Source organism: Micromonospora sp. ALFpr18c (assembly GCF_008868155.1).
GTDB lineage: Bacteria > Actinomycetota > Actinomycetes > Mycobacteriales > Micromonosporaceae > Micromonospora.
The window spans coordinates 1-6,236 of record NZ_WBKR01000273.1; the positions used below are offsets into that span (position 1 = coordinate 1).

Annotated in this window: 8 protein-coding genes; 4 read left to right on the forward strand and 4 right to left on the reverse strand. The window is 70.6% G+C overall.

Annotated features, from left to right (window positions below):
- The coding region (locus tag F8271_RS29160; protein ID WP_151493044.1) for a (Fe-S)-binding protein at positions 1 to 745 on the forward strand (745 nt) is incomplete at its 5' end.
- A 30-nt stretch (positions 746 to 775) separates the two neighbouring features.
- On the opposite strand, the gene F8271_RS33915 is transcribed toward F8271_RS29160, so the two are convergent.
- From F8271_RS33915 to F8271_RS29170, 3 genes are read right to left on the reverse strand one after another with little or no spacing between them, the layout of a single operon-like run.
- The gene (locus tag F8271_RS33915) at positions 776 to 904 is read right to left on the reverse strand and encodes a hypothetical protein (protein ID WP_255473757.1); all 129 of its coding nucleotides are present in this window, start codon (positions 902 to 904) and stop codon (positions 776 to 778) included.
- Complete coding sequence (locus F8271_RS29165) at positions 901 to 1,233, reverse strand: hypothetical protein (protein ID WP_151493045.1); 333 nt, start codon at positions 1,231 to 1,233, stop codon at positions 901 to 903. Before F8271_RS29165 ends, F8271_RS33915 begins: the two co-directional genes overlap by 4 nt.
- Before the next feature lie 55 nt (positions 1,234 to 1,288).
- A complete protein-coding gene (locus tag F8271_RS29170; RefSeq protein WP_151493046.1) occupies positions 1,289 to 2,101 on the reverse strand; it encodes a class I SAM-dependent methyltransferase in 813 nt (270 codons plus the stop codon).
- A gap of 135 nt (positions 2,102 to 2,236) precedes the next feature.
- Here F8271_RS29170 and F8271_RS29175 point away from each other — a divergent pair, with 135 nt between their 5' ends.
- The 3 genes from F8271_RS29175 to F8271_RS29185 all read left to right on the forward strand — a co-directional run bounded on the left by F8271_RS29175 (position 2,237) and on the right by F8271_RS29185 (position 5,733).
- Positions 2,237 to 2,611: a cupin domain-containing protein gene (locus F8271_RS29175; RefSeq protein WP_151493047.1), complete on the forward strand. Its 375-nt coding sequence runs from the start codon at positions 2,237 to 2,239 to the stop codon at positions 2,609 to 2,611.
- Between the two features lie 104 nt (positions 2,612 to 2,715).
- The gene (locus F8271_RS29180) at positions 2,716 to 3,975 is read left to right on the forward strand and encodes an MFS transporter (RefSeq protein ID WP_151493048.1); all 1,260 of its coding nucleotides are present in this window, start codon (positions 2,716 to 2,718) and stop codon (positions 3,973 to 3,975) included.
- Positions 3,976 to 4,233: 258 nt separating this feature from the next.
- The gene (locus F8271_RS29185; RefSeq protein ID WP_151493049.1) at positions 4,234 to 5,733 is read left to right on the forward strand and encodes a hypothetical protein; all 1,500 of its coding nucleotides are present in this window, start codon (positions 4,234 to 4,236) and stop codon (positions 5,731 to 5,733) included.
- 139 nt (positions 5,734 to 5,872) lie between these two features.
- Here F8271_RS29185 and F8271_RS29190 read toward each other — a convergent pair.
- The coding region (locus F8271_RS29190; protein WP_192580509.1) for a VTT domain-containing protein at positions 5,873 to 6,236 on the reverse strand (364 nt) is incomplete at its 5' end.

Below are 6,236 nucleotides of genomic sequence, written 5' to 3' on the forward strand. Positions count from 1 at the left end.
CCCGGCGGACGCCCAGGCGGTGTTCTTCGCGGCCTGCATCGGCAGCATCTTCGCACCGGAGGACGGCGCGTCCGGCGGCTCGGCGGCGGCGCTCCTGCGCCTGTGCGACCTGGCCGGGTTGCCGATCGTCGTACCGGCCGGCACGGCCGGCCTGTGCTGCGGCACGCCGTGGCAGTCCAAGGGCTTCCCTGCCGGTCACCGGGAGATGGCCGAGCGCACGCTGTCCGCCCTCTGGACCGCCAGCGACGAGGGTCGGCTGCCCATCGTGTGTGACGCGTCGTCCTGCACCCACGGGCTGAGCCAGCTGACCGACGCGCTGGCCGAGGAGGACCGGGCGCGGTACGGCGCTCTGCGCTTCGTCGACAGCGTGACCTTCACCGCCGAGCACCTGCTGCCGGCGCTGCCCGAGCCCCGACGGTTGGGCTCGTTGGCCCTGCACCCCACCTGCTCCACCGTGCACCTCGGCGGCATCGACGACCTGCGCGCGGTGGCCCGGGCGGTCGCCGACACCGTGACCGTGCCGGACAGCTGGGGATGCTGCGCCTTCGCCGGCGACCGGGGACTGCTGCATCCCGAGGTCACCGCCGGCGCCACCGCGGCCCAGGCCGCCGAGGTCAACCAGCGCGACCACGACGCGTACGCCTCCTGCAACCGCACCTGCGAGATGGGCATGAGCCGGGCCACCGGGCAGCCGTACCGGCACGTGCTGGAGGTACTCGTCGAGGCGGTCGAGCCGCCGGCGTAGCTGGACGACCGCGGCGGCTGGTCGGATTCCTCAGCTCGAACTCCACAGCGTCGCCTGGGCGGCGTACCCGTCGTCGCCGTCGCGGCGCAGCACCGTGATGAACACGATCCGGCCCCGGTTGGTCTCCAGGCACACCCGACTGCGGCTATCGATGCTCACCTGCTGCACGCCGTGGGTCTGCAACGGGCGGCGCAGCCGTCCCGGGTGGGCTCCGCCGGCCCTGGCCACAACACCACCGCCCGCCCCCAGAACTTGTTGTACACCGAGCCGTTGAGATACCCGTCGGAGTTGAGGTCGGTGCTGGTGTTTCCCCGCGCCGGCGGTTCCTGGTCGAAGTCGCGCGGCGTGGAGTCAAGGCGGATCTCGCCCTTCCACAACACCGGAGCGGCGGCCGGCCCGGCCGACGAGGGGGTGCCGCTGGAACTCGTCGACGGGGAGGTCGGCTTGCCGGCGGAGATGCCGCCGTCCCCGTAATCGACGAATCGCATCGCGGCGTGGATGACGCCCCAGGACGAGGCGGCGCAGAACACCGCGGCGGCCCGGCTACGCCGGCGACCTGGACGTGCTCGCCCGGGTGCCGCGGACCGCCCACGCGCGGGCCGTCAGCCGGATCGACCCGTCGGGGCCGTGCGGCAGCCGGGCGGCGAGCAGATCCCGCAGGGCTACCCGGTCGGGCTCGGCCAACGAGGCCAAGTAGGCCGGGGCCGAGCCCTGCCCGCCGAGGAACGGGGTCCAGTAGTCGGCAAAGTCGGTGAAGACCGTCGGCACGTCGATCGCCTCCACCGACACATCGGTCAGCCCGCCGTCGCGCCACAGGGTGCGCAGCGTCTCCGGCCGGCAGAGCGAGAAGCGGCGCCCGTCGTCGCGCGCCACCGCGGCGGGATCGAGCGCGCCGGCCGCGTCCCAGAAGTGCCGCATCATCTCCATCCCCTCGGCGTAGTCCCAGACGTACGCGGCCACCACCGCGCCGGGGGCTGCCACCCGGGCGAAATCCGCCACCGCCCGCGCCGGTTCGGGTACGAAGTTCAGCACCAGCCCACTCACGATCACGTCGACGGCGCCGTCCGGCAGCGGCAGTGCTCGGGCGTCGCCGACCGCGAAGACGGCCCGCGGGTCGCTGACCCGGGTACGCGCCTGCGCCACGAAACCCTCGGAGGGGTCCACGCCGGTGACCTGCCGCGCTCGCGCGGTCGTCAGCACCGCCGAGGTCAGCACGCCGGTGCCGCTGCCCACGTCGAGCCAGCGCAGCCCGGCCGGCAGGTCGATCCAGCGCACGAACTCCGCCGCGACGAGCCGGCTCCACCGACCGACGTATGCCTCGTACGCCGCGCCGTCGACCCAGACCGCAGATGCCATGGCGGCACCATACGATGCCCAACGCGGCGGCGCTGGACGTCCGTGTTTGGGCAACCGTGCCCTTGACGGTTCGGGGGCCACCTATGGTCGAGACGATGTGGTGACCGTCCGTACGACGGCGTACAGGAGACCGCGATGAGTGGGAAAGATCGACCCAGGGGCATCAGTCCGACGGCGGTGGAGAGCGCACCGGGATTGTGGCGCATCGATCTGCAGAAACACGATCTCAGCATCCCCGGACGCGAGGTCATCCAGACGCGGGTGGAGTTCACGCCCGACTCACCCCCGTTCACGCACTTCCATCCGGGCGAAGAGATCATCTGCGTTCTTCAGGGGTCGCTGGAATACACCCTTGCGGGCCAGCCGCCGGTGGTGTGCAACGCCGGCGATGCTCTCACCGTGCCGTACGGGGTGCATCACCAGGCGCGGAACGTCGGCGACGGCATCGCGGTCGAGCTGGCCACCTACCTCGTCGAGAAGGGCAAACCGCTCCTCACCAAGGTGGAGTGAGCCGCTTCCGGTTCAGCAGGTGGCAACGGATCGGCGGCCCGGTCATCGGCATCGGTCCGGCGGGGTCGACCGATCCCACATCCGCCGGTACATTGAGTTCCATTATGGAACTCAATGTCTTCTGGCGCTGGTGGATCGCCGGCACGACCAGCCACCTCGGCTCGGCGATCGGCGCGGTGGCCCTGCCGCTGACCGCGCTCACCGTGCTGGACGCGTCGGTCTTCGAGATGGGCCTGATCACGGCGGCCGGCTATCTCGCGTACCTTCTGATCAGCCTGCCGGCGGGAGTGGTCGTGCAGCGCGTGCCGCTGCGCGGCATGCAGGTCACCCTGGATCTGATCCGGGCCCTCGCCATCGCGTCCGTCCCCCTGGCCTGGTGGTTCGACACCCTCACGGTGGCCCAGCTGGTCGCGGTCGCCCTGGTCGTGAGCTTCGCCAACGTGCTGTTCGACGTGGCGAACCAGACCTTCCTGCCGGAGATCGTGCCGGCCGCGCAGTTGCAGGCGCGCAACAGCCTCAACTCCGGCACGCATGCCGCCACCCAGCTGGGCGGGCCGTCCCTGGGCGGGCTCACGGTGCAGCTACTGGGCGCGGTACCGACGCTGTTCGTGGACACCGTCAGCTATCTGATCTCCGCCGTGCTGCTGCGCACCCTTCCCGAGCGCACGGTCCAGCGGCCGGTCGAGCGGCCACCGATGGTCCGGATGATCCGCGAGGGCTGGCATTTCGTGGTCCGACACCCGATCATCGGCCCGGCCATGTGGGACGCCACCGCGACCAACTTCGTCTGCGGCGCGATGCTGGCCCTCTTCCCCTACTACCTGGTGCGCGACCTGCACGCACCGCCGGTCATGGTCGGGCTGCTGCTCGCCGCCGACGGCCTCGGCACGCTCATCGGCGCGACACTGACGACCCGGTTCACCGATCGGGTCGGCACCGCACGCGGCCTGATCATCGCAGCCTTCGTCGGCGTGATCGGCGCGCTCGTCATTCCGCTGGGCACGGGCACCGCCGCCTACCTCGCCTTCGCCGTCGGCAACCTCATCTTCGCCGGCTCCTCGGTGGTACTCAGCGTGACCACCCGCACGTACCGGATGCTCGCCAGCCCGCCGCATCTCCTGTCCCGGGTGATCGCCACGGTCAAGTTCGTCTCCTGGGGCGCCATCCCGCTCGGCGGCCTGCTCGCCGGCGTCCTGGCCGGGCCGCTCGGGGCCCGAACCACCCTATTGATCTTCGGGGCGCTCACCGTGCTGTCCCCGATCATCTACCTGTCGACTCCGATCCGCGGACTGCGCGACCTGCCGATCGACGCCGCCCCGGCACCCGCCGGCGACCGCCTCCCCGCCGAGCCCTCGACGCGCTAGCGATCCACCTGTCGAGACAGCCGGTCGGCGACGGTCTGCACCGAATGTAGGGTTTTTTCGCATACACCCGGTTGATGCGAGGAATGCTCAGCTACGTTCCCCTTGGTGGCGGCAACCGATTTGTCGCTTTTCTGCACCGAAGTGCCGTGCAGAGACATGGTGTACGGAGAAGGGCCGGGTAGCTCGATGTCCAACTATCTACACCCGAACATCAGCGAAGCAGCGGCAGATCAGCCACGTCCGCCCACGAGGCGGCGGATGCGCTGGGTCGTCGCCGGGGTGGCCGGACTGACCGGGGTGGCCGGCATGGCCGTCGTCGGGCCGGCGGGAGTGAGCGGAGTATTCGGATCCGGTGGCCCCGGCCTGTCGAACGCCGGAACGCAGCTCGTGGCCGACGACAGCCGGTCCGGCGGGGAGGACAAGGGAGGACGGGATCCGGGCGGCCGCGACGACAAGGACCACCAGAAGGACAAGGACAACAGGGAGGGCAGGGGCGACGATGTCCGGACCGTGCCCTGCGGCGCCGACGAGCTGATCGCGGCGATCGTCCACGCGAACGCCAGCAACGGGGCGAAGCTCCGGCTCGCCGAGAAGTGCACCTACACGCTCACCAGGTCAGCGCCCCCTCCACCCGTGCCCTTCGGTGCCGTCGGCCTGCCGATCATCACCCAGCCGGTCACCATCGACGGCAACGGGTCCACCATCGTCCGCGCGGCCAACGCCACGCCGTTCCGGATCCTCGAGGTCGGCGGCGGTGGCGACCTGACGCTGCGCGACGTCACCATCAAGGGCGGCCAGGCCGACGGTGGGCTCGGCGGCGGCGGCGGTGGCATCCGGATCGACGTCGGCGGCAAGGCCACCATCGAGAACACCGACGTGGTCTACAACCACACCAACGGCCCGGGTGGCGGTATCGCCAACTTCGGCGTCACGAAGATCCTCGGCAGGGACGACCACGGCAAGGACCGGGACGGCAAGGACAAGGACAAGGACAAGGACAAGCACGGGGACGGCGACAGCACCATCAGCAACAACAGCGCCGTGTTCGACGGCGGGGGGATCTTCAACAACGGCAACCTCACCGTGCAGAACACCAGACTGAGCTACAACAACACGATCGGGGTCGTCAACATCCTGCCGATCGGTGGCGCCGGTGGCGGGCTGTCGAACAGCCGCAACGCCGTCCTCGACAACGTGCGCGTGGACAACAACACCGCGGGTTTCCGCGGCGGCGGCATCCGCGGCGGGATCAACTCCACCACCGAGATCAAGAACATCGAGGTGAACGACAACCGGGCCGGCAGCGAGGGCGGCGGAATCTTCACCGATGGCGTCTTCCACCTCAAGCACGGCAACGTCCACCACAACGAGGCCGGGCAGCGCGGCGGCGGCGTCTTCAACCAGATCGGCGAGTTCGTGGCCGAGGAGAGTCGGATCAGCGAGAACACCGCCAGCACGAACAGCACCATCGAACACGGCGGTGGCATCTACAACGGCAGCGGCACCGTCGTCCTGCGGCGCAGCACCGTCGAGCGGAACAGGGCCGTGGGCTCGAGCTCGCAGGGCGGCGGGATCTACAACAACAACACGCTCAACCTGACCGAAACCAAGGTCACCGAGAACATCTCCACCCTGGCACCCGGTGGGATCTTCAACGACGGCGGCCAGGTCACCGTGGACCAGAAGTCCGCCATCACCGGCAACCGGCCCACCAACTGCACACCGAGCTCACCCCCGGTGCCCACCTGCTTCGGCTGATCGTCAGATCATCCCGGCAGTCGGGGCACAGGAGGTAACGGGAGCAGATCGGGGCATCCGGTCTCGCCCGGGCTCGATCACCAGGATCGGGCCCGCGGCGGGGCCGGATGCCGGCTGCGGGACGCGGTTGCGGTCGGGGTCACGCAAGGGCCGACGGCAGGGCGAGGATGGCGAACCGGACGACGCGTCCGAGCAGGCATGCGGCGGCGAACTCCCAGTGCCGCAGGCCGGCGGTTCCGGCCGCGGTGCTGACCAGGGCGAGTGGTGGGACGCCGACGGCGGCGGAGAGGAGCACCGTCGGCAGGCCGGTGCGGCGGTGCGGGAGCCAACGCCGTACGGGCTCGGCCCACCGGGCGACCCGGGCGGCCACGCTCCGCGACTGGTTGCGTCGTGCCAGCCGCCGGGCCAACCGGCCGCCTCCCCGCCGAGCGGCTTCGAACAGCAGGAGCTTCCCGGCGGTCTGCCCGACCGCCAGGGCGAGCACGGCGATCACGGCGTACCCG

Coding starts and splice junctions, on each gene's coding strand:
- F8271_RS29185 (WP_151493049.1), top strand. CDS start 4,234: ATGCGCTGGGTCGTCGCCGGGGTGGCCGGACTGACCGGGGTGGCCGGC.
- F8271_RS29180 (WP_151493048.1), top strand. CDS start 2,716: ATGGAACTCAATGTCTTCTGGCGCTGGTGGATCGCCGGCACGACCAGC.
- F8271_RS29175 (WP_151493047.1), top strand. CDS start 2,237: ATGAGTGGGAAAGATCGACCCAGGGGCATCAGTCCGACGGCGGTGGAG.
- F8271_RS29165 (WP_151493045.1), bottom strand. CDS start 1,233: ATGCGATTCGTCGATTACGGGGACGGCGGCATCTCCGCCGGCAAGCCG.
- F8271_RS29170 (WP_151493046.1), bottom strand. CDS start 2,101: ATGGCATCTGCGGTCTGGGTCGACGGCGCGGCGTACGAGGCATACGTC.